Origin of the sequence: Rathayibacter sp. AY1A7 (genome assembly GCF_002930845.1) — a bacterium.
Classification (GTDB): domain Bacteria; phylum Actinomycetota; class Actinomycetes; order Actinomycetales; family Microbacteriaceae; genus Rathayibacter.
Genome location: NZ_PSTL01000006.1, coordinates 98,292 through 116,174, shown reverse-complemented (window position 1 = coordinate 116,174; position 17,883 = coordinate 98,292). Strand labels below are relative to the sequence as shown.

Genomic DNA, 17,883 nt, shown 5'->3' with positions numbered 1-17,883 from the left:
GGCTCTCCTATTTTGCGGCTCGGTTAACGAGAGCTTCGCTAGCTGCACTTCCCAGGCAAGTTGGTCGAGGTCTGACTACTTGCTGCCGTTGTTAACATGGAGAAGAGGACCTCCCTCTCGAGCGTGGAACGGCTACCGCTTCAACCGACACCAAAAGGTCCCCTTTTCGCGACGCTTTAATACCCGGCATCGCGTACGTATGGGCACACTCGTTGCCGCGGATGGCTAAACAAGTGTGCACCTGCGATCGAAGAAGCGCCTCGGGCCGGTTGGGGTCGCCGGGATTCTCGACCTTGGCGCGTGGATAGCTTACGCGGTCCTCGTTTGCACCTTTTCAACTAGCGTGTCACATGGTGTCTTTGAGGAGCGGGCCTCCTGATGGAAGGAATCACACTGTTGGCTATCGATAGGGCGTCGCGTGAAGCGCGGCGGAAGGCTCAGGAGGCGGGCGCTGCGCGTCATGTCGAGTCGGGCCTAATGGATGACCTGTTCGCGAAGGTCAACGCGGGCGAGATCGAGTTAGAGGGCGCTGGCGGGCTGATCCAGCAGCTGATCAAGTCCGGACTCGAGCGCGGGCTCCAGGCGGAGCTGACCGAGCACGTCGAATACCAGAACGGCGACCCGAAGGCGCCTTTCCATGAGAACTCTGGCAACGGATCGTCTTCGATGACCGTGGCCACGAACGTCGGCGACGTCGTGTTGCGGATCCCGAAGGACCGCAACGGCACGTTCACGCCTCGGCTGGTCCCGACGGGCAGCCGGCGTTTGTCGCAGCTGGACAAGATGATCGTTTCGCTCTGAGCGGGCGGGATGAGGGTCCAGGACATCGTGCATCACCTCGCTGCGACGGTGGGCACGGAGCTCTCGCGCGAGAAGATCGTCGATGAAGATCTGCGGCGAGGTTCTCGCCTGGCAGCACCGGCCGTTCAAGGCGTTCTATTCAGTGATCTACCTCGACGCTCTCGCTGTAAAGGTCCGCGACGGCGGGCACGTGCGCAACGAGGCCGCGCGCACCTCGCGGTCGGCGTCGACATGGACGGGATCAAGCACGTCCTCGGGATCTGGATCCAGCAGAGCGAGGGCGCGAAGTTCGGGGCATCGGTCTGCGCGGAACTTGCGAACCGCGGCGTCCGCGATGTGCTGATCGTCTACAGCGACGGACTGACCGGGTTGCCCCAGGCGATCGAGGCGACCTGGCCGGACTCGATAGTCCAGACCTGCGTTGTGCACCTGATCCGCAACGCCATTCGGCTCGTCGCCTACGGGCAGCGCAAGGCCGTCACCGGAGCGTTGAAGCCGGTCTCTCAAGCGCCGACCGCGGACTCCGCCAGGACCGCGCTGGACGCGTTCGCAACCTCAGAGCTCGGGCGCGCGAACCCGCACGCCGCAGCGGTGTTCGAGAGCGCGTGGGAGCGGTTCACACCGTTCCTCGCGTTCCCGCCCGAGGTCCGCCGGGTGATCTATACGACCAACGCGATCGAGTCGCTGAACATCCAGCTCCGCAAAGTCACGAAGAACCGCGGCCACTTCCCGAACGACGCGGCCGTGATCAAGCTGCTCTGGCTCGCGATCTGCGACATCGAAGACAAACGAGCCCGCGACCAAGGACGCCCGCCGCCGAACGACGAGCCCAGGGACGCCTCGTCGAAGGACAAGTCGTCACCAACTGGAGAAAAGCCCTCGAACAACTCTCCATCGCATTCCCCGAACGAATCAGCCGCTACTTCTAAACCCCGAGGACCACGCACTTACACACACAACTTGACAGGCTCCTTGGTTGTCCTCTCGAACACATACCTCGCGTCAGTGGAACGGCGGAACCGCCCTCCTGAGTTCATCAGATTCAATTGTGATGGGCGCCAGGGCTGCCCTGTTACTCGCCGTCTCCGGGCGCCGCGCGGATTCTGCGGCGCAACAGACTGCTCACTAGCGCGCCGACTGAACTGCATCCGTTCCTCGCCCACCGGTGGACGCTTTAGCTTGCCTCCGCTGATCCCCTCGCAGCCGTGTCTCTGCAGAAACAGCCGCGATACGCTCGGCATGGCCTACCTACCGGTCATTCTCACTGGCATGCACCTCGGAACCTCGCGCCTTGTCGATAGTTAGCCGGCGCTGACTAGCCCTTCGTTCTTCCTCGGCCAAACCACTGAGCTGAGCGCCTCCCAACTCGCCTTCTGCGAAGGCGGAGTGCGATATCCGTTCGAGCTACGACTGGCGTGAGATCGCTGGCAGGCTGGCTCACCGCGGGTATGCTCGCGACAGCTCGGCCAGACTCTGGAAAGGGTTGGCTTCGCCCACTCTTTGGCGGCGAGTACAAGCCCGAGAGCAAAAGACCGGCGTGCTACCAGCTCGTCTCCACCAAGCAGGCGCCCCTTCCCCAAATGGTTGCGCCGAGCGCACTACGACAAGCTCGACCACGGGCGCGAGAGGGACGTCGAAGTCGATCGGTCGGTTGCGTCTGAGGCCCCCCTTACCCGAGGAAACGAAGCACGGGATCGTGGCGGTGGAGCGTAAGCGGCGGTGGTTCTTCACAAGTCAAAGCTTCGAGGAGAACCGATTCGAAGCGCACGTCGACGAGATTCAGGCCCTTCGGCGCGCTGAACCATTTGACATCACGCTCGAGCTGCCGTTCGAGTGCATCGCAGCCACAGAGCGAGCGGATGAGGCCGGAGAGAACAGTCGGGCTTCCGTACACAGAGCGGGCGGCCAGGGCAGTCCAAAAACAGAAACGCTACGTTGAGAAGCGAGCGGCCATTGAGCGGTTCTCCCCCGGGCACAGGGATTCGGCGAAAGCGAATCATCCGAACTCATGAACTGGCTGAACAAGGTACGGGACCTTCGCAATGCAGCTCTAAGCACGGAGGGTCTCCTGGCCTGCCCGAGCTATAGCTCCGTGTTCGGCGTCGTTGCCGAGGCTCACGGCAGGTGCAACTAGTGCGGGCAGAAGATTGTAAAGCGAAAGTTTGCAGGTCAAATTCGGGCCGTTACTATCGAGCAAGCAGTCGTGCTGAAGGCGGCGGATACCGCGTTGCGCAACCGGCCCAAGTACCCGCTACGCGTTGGGAGCCGGCAGATGGACGGAGTGGCGTGAGCCGCAGCCGCCGCAACGCTTGCCGCGCAGTACGGCCGTCCAGCCTCTCCTGGTCACAGGCGATTTCAGAAAACGAGTGAAGTCCTGCACGGCTCATACCGTGTAGGACCCCAGCGCAATGTAAACCCTGAGCTCAAGGAATAATTTCGTAAATGACGCTTTCTAATTCGTCCCGGTAGTCGTCCCATTTCTTCTGAGACGGAGTCGCTAGGATAACACCGGAGTCGCTTATCATGTTGATTGCCTTAACCAGAAGATCCTTGTTTTTACTCGGATCGATTGCACTATGGGCCCGAGGCGACATTGATGCGACGGTGATCACCGCGACCGGGATTTCAGCACCGCCGGATTGCACCTTGATTGGGACACTGAGGTAGGTGCGCCAGCGTTTCTGCTCGTCTTTGCCCGCAGGAACCTCACTCATTACGGGCCGACCCGCAAGCAATGCGCGAATACTTGTATACTCACTACCCGAGCTGAGATTTCCTCTTCTCATCAGATGCTCGTAAGAGAGTGTGCCTATGGAAGTTGCCCACAATCTCATTTCCCGATGATCACGGGGCGCCCAACGAACCCAAAGTTCTACTTTCAGGTATTCGTCGGCGCCGGCTTCAAGTAAGGACGCCACCGCAGTCTGAATTAAGTCAAGGATCTCGTGGAAGAGAAATTCGTTGTCCGTTGAGGGGTCAGATGCGATCGCAATCCACTTCTTCCACCACGTCGCAAGTCGGCGCCCATAGCGCTTTTCCGAAGCCGCATAGTGCCAAGGATCATTGAACCTTGCCGCAACCGATATCTCGTGAACAAACTGCGCGATCTGCCCATAATAGTCAAGGAAGATTGGCTCGACATTGAAGTGGACATACCTCTCACGGAGTAAGCGTTGTAATTCAGTCTTGTCTGCTGCATTCAGATCGTTTTCCATTACAACGATGGCATAGCGGACCAAGTTTTGCTCGGCGCTTACTATTGCCGTATCCGCGAGCGCGCGCAGCAACGGCGGGTCAGTCATACTCGCACCAACGATTAGGACCGACGATTGACCGAAGAGTTTTTTGAGGGCGCCGTATGAATTTGCTTGGGTATCAAAGTAATCCTGTTCAGACACAACAGGGTGGCGATATGTGTCGTTATTTTTTCCCGCTCCACTGTGAGAGCGCGCAACAAAACCGTGAAGGTGAACGCAAGGCGCATCCCCAGCTTGGGGGAATTTGTCATCGCTTATCCACGAAGACAGCTTGACCTTTGATCTGCCAGGAATCCCGAGTGGTTCCACATTTGTCGGAAACTGCAACTGGGGCTTTGAGTCCCAGCGCTTGCGACTAAGCCTCGGACGGCTGGCCTTAGAGATTGTTTCGACTTCACTCCAAATGTAGTCATCGTAATTTGGAGTGACTATACAACTTCCGGGGGCGTTCAAACCCGACTCATCGATCTGGCGTTGGTTAAGAGCGAACATCAGATTGACGAGATTTGTTGCAAGTGATCCAACCCGCCAGTCTTCGCTGTTGTAAAGAGTGACTCGTAGTCGGTCCGTGAGGCGATCGCGATAGTCATCACCATGAGCATTCTGGTACAGGCGAACTGCAGTTGACGCCGCCTGAAGATCCGAAGCTGCCTCAAAGACTTTATTTCGCGATTCCTCAGTGGGAACGAAGGTTTCCATCAGCCCCGAGATAAGCTGACGCCAGCCAATCGACGAACGGTCAATTGTTACACCGGCGCCCGCATAAATCACGAGACGATCCCGACTCGCTAGTTCGGAGATCGCATCCTTTGTGGCCTGCCGACTGAAGAGCGGCTTATCACCTTCAAGACTAACCACCGCGCCTTACCCCCGTCTAACCGACTCTTTCGGCGATACCCCGAGTCGGTCCTATTTTCGTGGTGACGTCGACAGAGCGTTCAGAAGCTCTAATGACCCAGCCTCGACACGCTCTTGATTTCTCTTAGCAGCGATGGCCGCCATCCGCTCGGGACCGCCAACTACAGGCAGGCGTCTGCCGCGATCCTTTCGCGCAGAAAAAACCTTGGTCGCGTGGACACCGCCGCGCTTCTTTGCACGACTCACGGCGATCTTCGCCACGGTTGCCGCCCTAGCCATCCGCTTGCCCGCGTCCGGTGGGGGAAGATTTTGTTCGAGGTTTTGCACGTGGACGTGCCGGTGCAGCGCTCTCGTCCCAAGCTCGCGCTGAATACGCCCGCGAGATGCGCGAGACCGCTCTATTGACGAAAGCCTTTGATGTCGCTCCATAGCTGCGCGTATGGTAGACGACATTTGTCACTTTGTCAACCTTCTCTTTGTTTTCTTCGAGCACCGTGATCGAGCGCTTCGGACGTAATGAAGTGTACTAGTTGTATCCAATCTCAAAATGGAGATTGAGGGAACTTCAGTCAAAATTCCCCCAGTAGCGGGGGCGGTTGTCAGTGATACTACCCAGCGATGCGTCGGCTGAGCTCGTTCCCAGCTGAGTATCGGCTTCGCGCGACAACTACTCCGCGCCACGCTGGTATAGCAATCTGAGGGTCACGCATCTTCGGCGGATCGTGCTCTCGCTGTACTTCCGGCGACGTAGAAGTGCAATGTACTGCTTGATGTCCCTCTCGCTAAGAGCGAGCACGTCCCTCTGGTGCGCTACCGACCACTCGAACCAGTCCTGCAGGTCGGCCCAGTAGGCGCGGGCGGTGTTGTAGCCGTAGGACAGGAGCAGCGCCTCTCGTCGATCGACGAACTCCTGCCACCGAACGGGTATGGCGGGCGCGAACGTCATCGCGTTATCAGGGTAGCGTTCGCGGCTGTCCACGCGACTCATGGTAGTCGCGTGTTATCACGCTTGTGCTTTGTACCTGATCAGGTGGCAATTTAGCCTCGATTCGTGCCGTCACAGATAGTCAGCCGAGACGCCTCCGTGAAGCCCCTGACCCACCTATGACCGCTCAGTGGTCGCCACCTCCGGCTCGCGCCATGACCCGCGGCGGCCGCACAAGAACCCGGTCAACCCCTCTCCCACGCACGCGACAATCGAAAGGATCATCATGTCTTCTACTGCCTTAAGGCGAGCATGTGCTGTCGCAACCTGGGCTGCTTTTGTCGTCTCGCTTTCCGGCTGCTCCGCTGGTTCGATCGCGGGCGCTGGTGCGCTCGACCACCTCCAGCAGCTCCTTAGCAGCTGCCCCGATGGCGCCGCCCTCAACTCCCTCGACCAGTTCGACGGCTCCGGCTCAGCGCAGGGCCGCCCGGACGTCTACGATGCAGCTGGGCCGTCCACCAAGGGGGCAAATTGACGATTGCAGATACGACCGAGGTAGCACCGACCTGGGCGCAGCGACTGACCGAAAGCTCTCGCGGCGACGGCCGGACGTTCGCCCATTTGCTCCCGCAGTACGGCACGCACGTAACTTTGCAGAATACAAACGCCCGCGTTCGCGTTCACTTTGTGGCTCACGATGCCAATGGGCAGGTCGCGTATGCTCAGCTCGCCGAACAGATGGTAGACACTGTTGTCGACTACTGCATTCCCCGCAAGATGATAGAAGAAGCGGATCGCGAGGCGAAAGAATCAAAATCGCAAGCACCCTACGGCCGGTTGAACAGACGCGCCAAAAGTTTGTTCGTAGATGCCGATGGAACGGGGGAAGGGGGCGAACTCCTTCTATACCTGCTCACGGAACAAATCCTCGGTTATCCGCAGATACTAGCCAAGATGGACTTGAAGACCAGCTCGAACATGCATTACCACGGTTCCGATGGAGTGCACGCTACTTTTGCGGCAGATGGCATCCTCGATCTCTTTTGGGGAGAGTCAAAGCTCTACGCCGATACCTCAAAAGCATTCTCTGACTGCTTCGAAAGTCTCGCTCCCTTCATAGATCCAACGTCAGATGGCTCCGAGCGCCATAACGACATTCTTCTGCTAAACGGGCATCTGGACGCTGGGCAAGAAGAGCTTAGCAAAAATCTGGTTCGATACTTTGATTCGAGAAACCCGGAGTCTCTGCGGGTTAGATGGAATGGAGTCTGCCTAGTCGGCTTTGATCTGGAGGATTACCCGAACACCGAAAAAATGACCGCCGAAGTTGTGGCGCAGCTAGAGAAAAAACTGAAGTCGTGGCACAGCTCGGTACAGCATCGGATCAAAAAGCATAAACTTGAAATGATCAACATCGAGGTATTTTGCGTGCCTTTTCCGTCGGTCGACGCCATGCGCAAGGCCGTCCGCGAGGGGCTGGTGGGACCCAATGGCTCAGACGCTTGAAGACGTTGTATTCGAATCGGAGTCGTTCCGAGCGATTGATCGCGAGCTTCGCATGCGGTCGCTCGCTCTTGAGTTTCCGATGTTGGAGTTTCGGCAAGAATCAAGCGAGATCGACTGGAGTTACGCGTTGCTCTGCGCTAGCGGACTGACGTCCTCGAAATCCGAGCGCGCGCAAAAAGCGGTGTTGCGGACGGCGGTCGCATGCCTCCGGGATAATTCTGCTTCCCTTGAACACAAGGTGGCTGCGGGCGCGCTCTTAGATCGGGCCGGGAACAGCCTGACCGTTCAACTAGCCGAGGCAAAGGACTATGTTCCAGTAGGGGCATGGAAGCAACTGCCCCCCGCTTTTCGACTAGACGTAATTAGGCGAAAACTGGAACTCACGCTTCCCCTCCGTTCGGGAGCAGACCTCGTCGTGAACGACTTCCAAAAACAAGTCTGGGAGGTGCTGTCGGAGAAAAACTGGGTGAGTATTTCGGCCCCAACTTCCGCCGGCAAATCGTGGATTATTCGACATTGGTTTGTAGAACGAATTCGTAATAGAACCAAATACACCGCAGCTTACATTGTTCCCACTCGTGCTCTTGTCATGGAGGTCGCCGAGGCGCTGCGCGTTGAGGTCGGGAGCGAAGCCGGTGTTTTCCTTATGCCCTGGGATCCGAGTATCTCAGAACACAGCCGCCGCATTTTCGTGCTGACTCAAGAGCGCCTCCACCTTCTTCAACGTGAAAGACCCGATTTACAGATCGACGAAATGTTCATCGATGAAGCGCAGAATCTCGGCGACCCAGGTAGAGGGATTCTTCTTGCACAAGTTATTGAACGTTCCGCCCGAACTTCTCCGGAAATCCGAATCATCTATGCCAGCCCACTGAGTTCAAACCCATCTGAGTTGCTATCAGATAGACCACCAGGTGTGAACGATGACGACTTACTTTCTGAATACGCGACAGTCAATCAGAATTTGATCTGGGTGGAAAAGTATCCCCGCCACCGCGGGAAGCGACTAGTTCGCCTCATTCATCATGGAGAGCCAATTGAAGATGCAACTTTAAATCTAGTCAGCCGAGTGTCCGCGGTCGACGCGAGTATGGCGCAGATCGTCTTTGCGATGGGTGGAGCCGTGGGCGGAAATGTCGTCTACGCCAACACGCCGCAGCGGGCGGAAAATGTTGCGATTGAGCTCCAGAAACTTGTTCAAGTGAAAGCAGACGTTCCTGCGGACATAAAGCTGCTTCAGGATCTAATTAGTAGAACAATCCACCCCAATTACTCACTTATCGCGTCCTTGAATGTGGGCATTGGGTTTCACTACGGAAATATGCCACTTTCCGTGAGAACCGAAATTGAACGCCTTTTTGCCACAGGTTCACTTGAATACCTGATCTGCACGTCTACCCTCCTTGAGGGCGTAAACCTGCCGTGCAGAAATATTTTCATCCGAAACCCCAAAAAAGGCAGAGATGGCCTGCAATCCGGTGATTTTTGGAACCTTGCGGGGCGTGCTGGGCGATGGGGGAAGGAATTCCAGGGAAACATTATTTGCATTGATACCGATAATGCCGAGGCGTGGCCCGAAGTTCCACGAGTGCGCCACCGTGGAAAGCTGACGCGGGCCGTACGGACCGGCATTGCGAACCCCGATGATCTGCTCGCATTTTTGCGCGTAGATGCGGACGTAGTGAACGGGATGACGGATACCGCTGGACTCTTTAGCTATCTTTGCAGTAGCTACGTCGAGACCGGCCCAACCGGGCTCACCACTTTGCTCAGCGTTATTGATCTAGAGTCGGATCGTTCGGAGGTCGAACTCGCCGTCATACAGGCTGTCGAGCGAGCAAATCTACCTGATTCTCTGCTGGTGAAGCATGCTGGCGTGTCGCCCAACTCGATGGCTCGTCTTCTCGCCCACTTCAGAGCGAGCGGCCAGCAGCCGGATTACTTCCGCCTTCCGGAACCGCGTGAATCGAATGCAAGAAGGTCTTACTTTAGGGCGTTCGAGATCCTAAGCAAGACCATGACGGCTGAATTTGACGGATGGGCTTGGCGCCCAGGACAAGGAGAAGATAAGCGTAAACATCAACTAGCCAACTTGATCGTCAACTGGATGAATGGCATGCCGCTTCGGGTTCTTGTCGAGCAGCGAGTAGGCAAAAAGACCGAGGCAAAGACCGTTGGAGGCGATATCCGTAGTGTCTTGAAAGATATTGAACAGGTAGCCCGCTTCCTAGCGCCCAAATATCTTGATTGCTACGCCGACGTGCTCGATCACTGGTCGATTGAAGAAACTGGCCTTCCTGTCCAGAATGCGCCTGACCTCGTGAAGATGCTCGAGCTCGGAGTCGCTCGCCCCGCGCATACCACCCTAATGACGCTCGGCCTCTCGCGCACGGCCGTGCTGGCTCTGCCCGACGCTGAATTGGATGACAAGTGGACACCTAGTGAAGCACTCAGTTGGCTTGCTGGAGTCGATCTGGCGGACGTGAACTTGCCACACCTAATTGCACGCGAGCTTCAGGACTTGGTTAGATCCTTTGCGCCGGGCGCCTCAGCTGAATCTAGCTAGGGCCGTGGCGGACAGCCACGCTCACCTCTCGGACCGCTTTCCCGCTCGTGCGATCCTGTAGGTTTCTCGATTCTCTGAGCACTGGATTGATCTAGTTCGATCCATGCCAAGGAGACGCTGCCGAGGCGACGACTTTAGTTGAGTGCGAGGTGCGCACTCGCTCTTGTACCTCCCTCGCGAGCGGCCGTATTAGTACTGCGGCTCCGCCGGGACCCGGACGCGATTCCGGTGGTCCCGGTCGAGATGCGGGACTCGCCAGCGCCGACGGGTCTGCGCCGGCGCCGGTTCAAACGAGCGAACATGTAGTCGCGCGACTCAGTGCTCGATCCACAACGGCTGCGCGCATGCACCGCAGTCCTCCACCACGCTTGCCCGCGCTCCCCTGCACCCCAGAGACGGGGACTCCCTGGCGGTGGTGATTCATGTCGAAATCTTGCCGAGAGGGGATGGTCACGACTAGGGTTCCAGCCATGTGAGCTCGGCACACCGGGCCCCGACCCCGCCAGGAGGCGGTCATGCGTATTCTCCCTGCGGTCACACCGACCGCGGAACAGCTAACAATCTTGCTCGAGAGCCGGCCCGGCGTGTTCGTTGTCAACGGCGCCGCCGGCAGCGGCAAGACCACGACCGCGCTACTGCGGCTTACCCGGCTGTGCGGGCAGTGGCTGAGCCGGAAGCAAAGGCTCGGGCTAACCCCGCCGGTGCGCGTTCTGGTGCTCACTTACAACAAGACCCTCGAAGGGTACATCTCGGAGCTCGCGAAGACGCAAGTGGCCGACAGCGACGTGCTGGCCGCCGCGGTCGCCGTCAGTGACCTCCAGCTGGAGGTGTCCACGTTCGGGAAGTGGGCGATGGAGCAGCTTCCAAGTGGTTCATCTCCTGACGCCGACGACTGCGGAACACTGCTGTCGGCCTTCGCCGCAGGGTTCCCCTTGCCGTTAAGATTCGTGACCGACGAGGTGGAGTACCTTCTCGGGAGGTTCCCGGCGGGCAAGCTGGAATCGTACATCGGCTGCGCGCGGGATGGCCGCGGATCCTCTCCGAGGATGGATGCGGCGATGCGTCGTCGCCTGCTCGACGAGGTCGTCTATCCTTACCTAGCGGAAAAGGAGATCCGACACCTGCGTGACTGGAACGACATCACGGCTGAGGCGAAGACCTCCGGGCACCAGATGTGGGATATCGTCATCGTCGACGAGGCGCAGGATTTCGCGGCCAACCAGATTCGTACCCTCATGGCGCACGTCGCAGACCCGCACAGCGTCACCTTCGTGATGGACGCTGCGCAGCGCATCTACCCGCGCTCCTTCACCTGGAAAGAGGTAGGGATCACTGTAACGGCGAGCAAGAAGCTCGATCGCAACTACCGCAACACCGCCCAGATTGCCGCATTCGCTCGCTCGCTGCTGGAAGGGATGGTCATCGGCGACGACGGCACGATGCCCAACTTCGAACAAGCCTCCACAGCCGGATCCAGGCCCCGCCTGCTGGTCGGAAAGTTCAGCGAGCAACTCGCATGGACGCTCGAGCATGTCGTGAAGACAGCGAACCTCAAAGAAGAGTCCGTCGCGTTCCTGCACCCCCTCGGTGGAGGGTGGTTCGACTACCTCAAGACTGGACTACGGGCAGCGAGCGTTCCGTTTGTGCAACTCACCCGTGCCTCGACCTGGCCTGGCGGAGACGAGACCGTGGCTTTGTCGACCATCCACTCCGCCAAAGGCCTCGAGTTTGACCATGTGATCGTCCTCGGCCTGAACCAGCAGGTCACGCCGCATGGTGAAGGCGACGGGGATGCCCAGCTCGAATATCTCCGGCGACTTCTAGCGATGGGCATCGGACGCGCCCGCAAGACAGTCACCCTCGGATTCAAGGACGGGGAAGCATCTGATCTAATCGACCTGCTCGATCCAACTACCTACGAGCGGGTCGCGCTGTGACGGATCCGATTGCGGAGTTCGTCACCGCGCATGAGATCAGTGAGGTCCTCCACTTCACCACGAATCACGGTCTCCTTGGCATCTTCGCCCGGGGCGCACTGCTCTGCCGGGACGACCTGCAGACCGACGACCTTCTGGAGAGCGTGCGGCTGCTGAACTGCGTGCAACGCAAGGATCCCGACTGGACCGGCTATGTCAACCTCTCCATCAGCGCCGTCAACCGCGACTTCCTCGGCTCGTCCCGCGGATGGCATCCGCCGAGAGACGGGCTGTGGTGGACGGTCCTGTCATTCTCGCCGCGAATCCTTGAGGACCCAGGCGTGGTATTCGCGACAACCAACAACACCTATCATGCCGTCGTCTGTCGAGGTGAGGGCCCGGGAGGCTTAGCTGCCCTATACGGCCCAGAGATTCCATACGGATACTATAAATCGATCGCTCGGCGACACTCCGCGGTTCCGATAAACCGGCCCACACACGAGCAAGCAGAAGTGCTGTACCCCGGCCGAGTTCCTCTCGCGGACCTGCAGGCCGTCTATGTTCCTGAGGAAGATCACATCGACGATGTCCGTGGGTTCATGACTTCAATCAACGGAGTACCGAACGTGCCCGTCGCTGCGCGGCCGGAGGTATTCCTGTGAACGGTCGGTTAGAGCGCACCCGCGCATCGATGCTCTGGGCCGCTTGGGCAGACGCGCTGGGATTTATTTCTGAGCTGACATCGGCGGAGAACCTCCGGCGACGAACCCGAGGCCGTGAACTGACCCGCCCGATGCCGTGGTCGCGGATCGTCGGCGGCCGCATGGGTGTCCGTGTCGAACTACCAGAGGGCTGTTATTCCGACGACACTCAACTGCGGCTTGCAACGTCCCGTGCGATCAGCAACCACGGCTTCGACGTCGAAGCATTTGCGCGCGTGGAGATGCCCGTCTGGCCGAGCTACGCACTCGGCGGCGGGCGCGCCAGCAAAGCCGCTGCCGCGGCGATGGCAAAGCAGCAGGCGAACTGGGCCAACAACTTTTTCGATGGGTGGGAGAACGCTGGCGGGAACGGCGCCGCGATGCGGATCCAGCCTCACGTTTACGCGGCACCCGAATTGCGATCGCTGCGACACTTAGACGACGTCATCTGCAACACCATCGTCACGCACGGGCACCCCCGCGGCATCATCGGAGCCGTATTTCACGCCGTCGCGCTCACTTTCACTCTGGACCGCGGAGCCGTCCCGGGACCCGATAGCTTCGGCACACTGCTACAGGCCACCCGCGACGCCCTCGGAGCGTTTGAGCGTCAACCCGAACTCGCCGGCTACTGGTTGCCGCAGTGGGAACGAAAGACCGAACGCTCTTTCGCGCTGTGCTGGCACGAAACCATCGACGAGGTCGAAGAGATCCTCCGCACCGCCGCGCCGGCGTGGCGGATCCTGCACGCTGCCGGACAGAACCGCGATGAAGCGATCCGCGGCTATGGCGAGCTGGTCAGACTTCTCCGGCTCGAAGATGAGACCGTCCGCGGTAGCGGCACCCTCACCTCCGCCGCAGCACTCCTGCTCGCATCCGCGTTTCCCGATCATCCGGCCCAGTCAGCACAGATCGCAGCCTCTAGACTACATACCGATACCGACACCATCGGCACTATGGCCGCAGCGATTGTCGGAGCCGCGTCACCGAAAGACCTTCTCAGCCCCGTTCTTGACGAGGATTACTTAAGATCTGAGGCCGACCGTCTCTACGCAATCTCCCAGGGGCGCGCCGCAGACACGTTCCCCTACCCGGACCTGCTGAATTGGCAGCCGCCGAAGTCAGCCGTAGACGCCACCGGCATTGACGACGGAAACCTCGCGCTGGCAGGAATCAGCTACCTATCCGTAACCGGTCAGGCCACCACGAACAAGGACGGCGCCTGGGTTTGGGCAAGGACCTGGTTCGGGCAATCCGTGCTCGTAAAGCTTCGCCGCGAACTTCGCCAGCTTCCGACTGGGAACCGTCCACTGGAGCGTCGACCTCAGCCAACCGAGGCGATCCCATACGAGGAACCGACGCCGCCGAAGTCCGCACCCCGACAGCTAGAGCTGACCGAACAGCCGCTGTTCGACGACGCGGACCTACGCGCTAGTGGCGTGGCGTTAGACGATCTTCTAGCCCAACTCGCGCGCGACGGCTACCCCGATTTGGGTCTCGGAAAGGCTATCCGGCTCCTTGCGGAAAACGGCAACGAGGACGATCTGCGACGATTCACCGCCGAGATCGCCCCGCGGCTCAAGCGTCGATAAGTCGGCCCACCCCGGGCATATCTACTTGCCGAGGAGGCGCGGAGTTTGACCTCCGGTTGGGTGCGTCCACGGCCTGCAGGTGGCCCGGAAACGCGCACAGTGGTCTGCCTACTGGATCAGAGGCGCGCCGCTGTAGCTGTCCGACCGTCCCCGACGCACGACAGAGCGGGCAGTCTCATCCGAGATCAAGCTCCTAAAGACCGGGAAATGGCTCGCCAGAGGGCCACGGATCGGCCAAGCCAAACAGCTCGTGAATCTGTTGCCGCGCTTCCAAAGACTCGATCAGCTCTCCGACAAGCTGCGTGCGATGCCATGCACCTAGTCCCGCGACCTCGACCAGTGGAGAAGGGTGGTGCCATAAAGTGGCCGTAGCTGTGGCCGCAGTCCATGGCGCGACGTTCGATCCAACGAGGACAGCACTAACATCACGATGACGCCACGCGCCAGGATATCCCCAGTACCCGTCGGTGTTGCGAGTTTCGATTGCGTTATCGGGATTAGCCGCACTGAATGACACCATCGCAGCACCGTAGAGCGCGTTCGCGGTTTCGAAGGATCGATCAAAACCGGAGTCAAGATTAAAGGCAAGGACGAGTGGATGGTCGAGCTCCCCGTATGCGCTTCCCTTCGCATCGAGTGACGCCCTGATAGTCGTCGCCGACTCGGCGGGACCATCATGAGGATTCCAAGCCGCGACGACCTGGTGCTCGAGTCCGCGCGCCTCAGGACTGATGGGAAGCGGATGAAAGTGAATGTCCCAGCCATCTTGCGTGATTGATCGTCGCTCGCCTAAGTCCTCAAGCCATGCGTGCGGCTTGACGATGTCAGGGTCCAGGTCGTTCAGCCATGTCTCAAGATCGCGCCGAAGCTTCTTCGTCGGCAACGCGAGGCGCCCGATTGCCCGAATGTCGAGGCTGAGGAAAAAGTTGGGGCTGCGCACCTTGTTCAGGGCGTCGAGGACTTCGTTCAGACGAGCGGCCGATCCCGTCGCTTTTCCGAACAGCGATTTCGCCTCTAGATAAAAGGTCTCCCCCGCGCCTTCCGCGAGGAAATCCGGGCGACGACCACCCGGTAAGTCCGGATGCACCGTAACGTCGAAATCCGCCCGGCGAAGCGACTCGTGTAGATACAACTCCCACCACGCCGCACTCGACTGACGATCGATCGATGATCGCAACCGGCTGACGAGGTCTCCCCGCGCATCCGAAGGGTAATGGTCAGACCAAGTCTCGAGCAGAGCCCGAACCTGATCCCAGTACGCACCGGTTACGCGGTTCAGGAAGTGAAAACGCGGCTCGTTGTGCCTTCTGGAAGATGGGTCCACTCTTCGGACAGCGTCAAACACCTGGAAACTCATGGTCAAGCTTCCCTCAGGATCATGCGCACGGTGACTCTCGACGGCGTTTCACCGCCATCCGCCACCGAAGCGAGACTGTCAGGCGGCCGCTACTTCCTGTCTCGCGGCGGGAACGGGTCGTTGCCTGGCGCGACGGTGTCGGAGTTCCGTATCCGGTTGTCCCGCCCGTGCGTAACCACTTCCCCACCACCGGCGTTGTGGACGATCTCGCGTGCCCGGTCGATTGCCTCGGCCTGCGTCGCCAGATGAGCCGATGCACGCTGAGCATCGCTCGCGCGCACGTCCCAGCCCCCATCGGGATTTGGAACTACGTGACGATTGTTCGGATTCGTACCCATCAGGGATCCTTAGAACGAGGGCGTGAGTCGGAGCGACGCGCCGAGAGCTCATGTTTAGCACATCGGTTACTGAATCGCGCTACAATTCGGCTCGTGCCAACCGAACCTGATCTCCTCGCCGCTCTCGACCGCGGCCAAGCACTCGAACTCATCTCCTGGGTCGCAGCGACTGCGGCCGCCCGCGTATCAAGAGATTTTGACGAGGACGCTGGCCATGACCAGGCGGTGGTGGGCTTCCTGTCGTACAAGTACCACGTTGACCTGTTCGACCGAGCTACCTCCTCCGGGCGATACGCCTTGCCTGCTGACGCACCGGCCGAAGTCGGTCTCGACATCGTGAGACGCGGAATCACGGACGAGGCCTACGAGAAGATGCCCAGAATTAAGCCGCGCATGATAAAGCGCAGCAACTTCCGGGGCAGTCCCGGATGGGCAGTCGATGATGTTCGTTGGGTGCTGCAGTCCTTCAGCTTCGGTCAAATCGACAAGATCGTCTGGGCGCAGAAGAGCGACACGAAGCAGGCGGTCGCGCGTCAGCTCCATGCGGACGAAGCCAGCTACCTCTTCTCGTATGACGAGCTAGGCGTCGATGAGCCACCGACCGAGACCCTAGACGACGACTTCGCTGGTACCACCCTGGTCTTGTGCCACTCTCTCGACAAGGAAACCGGCAGCTACCAGGAGTACATCGGGGACAGCAAGATCTCTGAGCACTACGGCGATGGACCTTGGAATTGGCGGAGATTAGTTGCAACTGGCGGTGATACACCTACCGGTTTGACGACGACTATCCCAGATGACCTGCCTGGTGTCGCACCGTCTACTGACGTCGAAGACGCGAATGTGCGGATCCGACTCGACCGCAACGCCGAAACTGCTGAGAAGTGAGCGATGAGCTTCGTCCGGTCAGTCAGCTCCAAGGTGTCTCGTCCTCCTTTGACGGCTCGCGGCTGACGCTCGCTCGCCAGCTGGCTGGACTCAGGAAGGTAGAACTCGCCAAGCTGATCGAGATGACGCCGGCGTCCGTCGCGGCTTGGGAGAATGGCACGAAGTTTCCGGCGAAGACCGCGATTGCGCGTCTGAGTATGAAGCTGCAAGTCCCACCCCGGTTCTTCGCGGCTCAGAGCGCAACTGGTCTGGCACCAGCGGCCCCTCACTTCAGGTCGCTCCGTTCAACCACTCAACTCGCTCAAGACCAAGCATTCGCATACGGGAGGCTAGTAGGCGACATAGCGTCGGTGATCGAACGCACGATCGAATTCCCCGAGCGTAACCTTCCCGCCAACCCAGTCGATTCTGGAGTGCCGTCAAGCGATGGACCCGAACGAGCGGCGCAGGCATTGCGAGTTCACTTCAAGCTTCCAGTGGGACCGGTGCAACATCTTGTGCGCCTAGCGGAACGCGCCGGCGTGCTCGTCGTCTTTAGTGCGCCCAAGACCGCGTCAATCGACGCATTCTCAATGGAGGCCTCTGGGCGACCTTTGATCGTCCTAAATCCCGCGAAAGACGACTACTACCGCCAGCGCTTCGATGTCGCTCATGAGCTCGGCCACCTGATGATGCACGTCGATGCCGAACCAGGCGGGCGAATCGCGGAAGATCAGGCGCAGCGATTTGCTTCTGAATTCCTGATGCCGGCGAGCCAGATTCGCGACTACCTTCCGAAGACGACGACGGGAAGAGGCTGGGCAACCCTGCGAGCTCTTAAAGAGCACTGGGGCGTGAGCATGCAGGCGCTCCTATTCCGAGCACGGACTCTTGGTGTCATGTCGGACGTAACCTACCGGAACGCCATGATCAGAATTTCGAGCTTGGGTTGGCGACGTGCGGAACCAGGCAACGTGTCGGTCGTGGAGATGCCTTCACTGATTCCAAAGGCCGTCGAGGTACTCGAGTCGGCTGGGGTTTCTGCCGCAGATCTGATCCACGGACCCGGCCTTCCTCTCGCGGTCTTCGATCTCATCGCTTCCCGCACACCCAACCAGGTAGCCAGCTCTCAGCAGGCGGATGGCGAGAGCGGTCTCCTGTCAGCGCTGCTGCGTAGTGAACAAACGAGCAAGGAGTAA

General features: G+C 59.4%; 11 protein-coding genes and 1 pseudogene. 8 read left to right on the top strand and 4 right to left on the bottom strand.

The genetic code is table 11. The features are described 5' to 3' along the window. Positions 1-477: 477 nt before the first annotated feature. Positions 478-1,730 (top strand): annotated as a pseudogene (locus C5B95_RS07310) (IS256 family transposase). A gap of 1,494 nt (positions 1,731-3,224) precedes the next feature. On the opposite strand, the gene C5B95_RS07305 reads toward C5B95_RS07310, so the two are convergent. Both C5B95_RS07305 and C5B95_RS07300 read right to left on the bottom strand, forming a co-directional pair. Continuing rightward, entirely contained in the window at positions 3,225-4,916 is a 1,692-nt protein-coding gene (locus tag C5B95_RS07305) for an SIR2 family protein (protein ID WP_146076524.1), read from the bottom strand. 667 nt (positions 4,917-5,583) lie between these two features. Further along, a complete protein-coding gene (locus tag C5B95_RS07300; RefSeq protein ID WP_181068022.1) occupies positions 5,584-5,895 on the bottom strand; it encodes a site-specific integrase in 312 nt (103 codons plus the stop codon). A gap of 477 nt (positions 5,896-6,372) precedes the next feature. Between C5B95_RS07300 and C5B95_RS07295 the strand changes: the two genes are divergently transcribed. The 5 genes from C5B95_RS07295 to C5B95_RS07275 all read left to right on the top strand — a co-directional run bounded on the left by C5B95_RS07295 (position 6,373) and on the right by C5B95_RS07275 (position 14,122). Continuing rightward, on the top strand, positions 6,373-7,347 hold the full coding sequence (locus C5B95_RS07295; RefSeq protein ID WP_146076523.1) for a DUF1837 domain-containing protein: 975 nt from the start codon (positions 6,373-6,375) through the stop codon (positions 7,345-7,347). 415 nt (positions 7,348-7,762) lie between these two features. Further along, positions 7,763-9,913, top strand: a complete 2,151-nt coding sequence (locus tag C5B95_RS07290) for a DEAD/DEAH box helicase (RefSeq protein WP_181068021.1) — start codon at positions 7,763-7,765, stop codon at positions 9,911-9,913. 515 nt (positions 9,914-10,428) lie between these two features. Continuing rightward, a complete protein-coding gene (locus C5B95_RS07285) occupies positions 10,429-11,850 on the top strand; it encodes a 3'-5' exonuclease (protein WP_104348827.1) in 1,422 nt (473 codons plus the stop codon). Beyond that, positions 11,847-12,491 (top strand): DarT ssDNA thymidine ADP-ribosyltransferase family protein, encoded by a 645-nt coding sequence (locus C5B95_RS07280; protein WP_104348826.1) that lies wholly within the window; start codon positions 11,847-11,849, stop codon positions 12,489-12,491. The genes C5B95_RS07285 and C5B95_RS07280 overlap by 4 nt, the downstream gene beginning before the upstream one ends. 29 nt (positions 12,492-12,520) lie before the next feature. Beyond that, entirely contained in the window at positions 12,521-14,122 is a 1,602-nt protein-coding gene (locus C5B95_RS07275) for an ADP-ribosylglycohydrolase family protein (RefSeq protein ID WP_146076522.1), read from the top strand. Between the two features lie 193 nt (positions 14,123-14,315). Here C5B95_RS07275 and C5B95_RS17120 read toward each other — a convergent pair whose 3' ends face one another. After that, positions 14,316-15,479, bottom strand: a complete 1,164-nt coding sequence (locus tag C5B95_RS17120; RefSeq protein WP_146076521.1) for a hypothetical protein — start codon at positions 15,477-15,479, stop codon at positions 14,316-14,318. A gap of 89 nt (positions 15,480-15,568) precedes the next feature. Next, on the bottom strand, positions 15,569-15,817 hold the full coding sequence (locus C5B95_RS18070; RefSeq protein WP_104348824.1) for a DUF2188 domain-containing protein: 249 nt from the start codon (positions 15,815-15,817) through the stop codon (positions 15,569-15,571). 93 nt (positions 15,818-15,910) lie between these two features. On the opposite strand from C5B95_RS18070, the gene C5B95_RS07265 reads away from it, so the two are divergent. After that, entirely contained in the window at positions 15,911-16,705 is a 795-nt protein-coding gene (locus C5B95_RS07265) for a hypothetical protein (protein WP_146076520.1), read from the top strand. Then, positions 16,702-17,883, top strand: coding sequence for an XRE family transcriptional regulator (locus C5B95_RS07260; RefSeq protein ID WP_219813830.1), 1,182 nt, complete (start codon positions 16,702-16,704; stop codon positions 17,881-17,883). The genes C5B95_RS07265 and C5B95_RS07260 overlap by 4 nt, the downstream gene beginning before the upstream one ends.

What these genes read in the sequence shown, in the direction of transcription:
- C5B95_RS07285 (WP_104348827.1), top strand. Translation starts at nt 10,429, where the DNA reads ATGCGTATTCTCCCTGCGGTCACACCGACCGCGGAACAGCTAACAATC.
- C5B95_RS07275 (WP_146076522.1), top strand. Translation starts at nt 12,521, where the DNA reads ATGCTCTGGGCCGCTTGGGCAGACGCGCTGGGATTTATTTCTGAGCTG.
- C5B95_RS17120 (WP_146076521.1), bottom strand. Translation starts at nt 15,479, where the DNA reads ATGAGTTTCCAGGTGTTTGACGCTGTCCGAAGAGTGGACCCATCTTCC.
- C5B95_RS18070 (WP_104348824.1), bottom strand. Translation starts at nt 15,817, where the DNA reads ATGGGTACGAATCCGAACAATCGTCACGTAGTTCCAAATCCCGATGGG.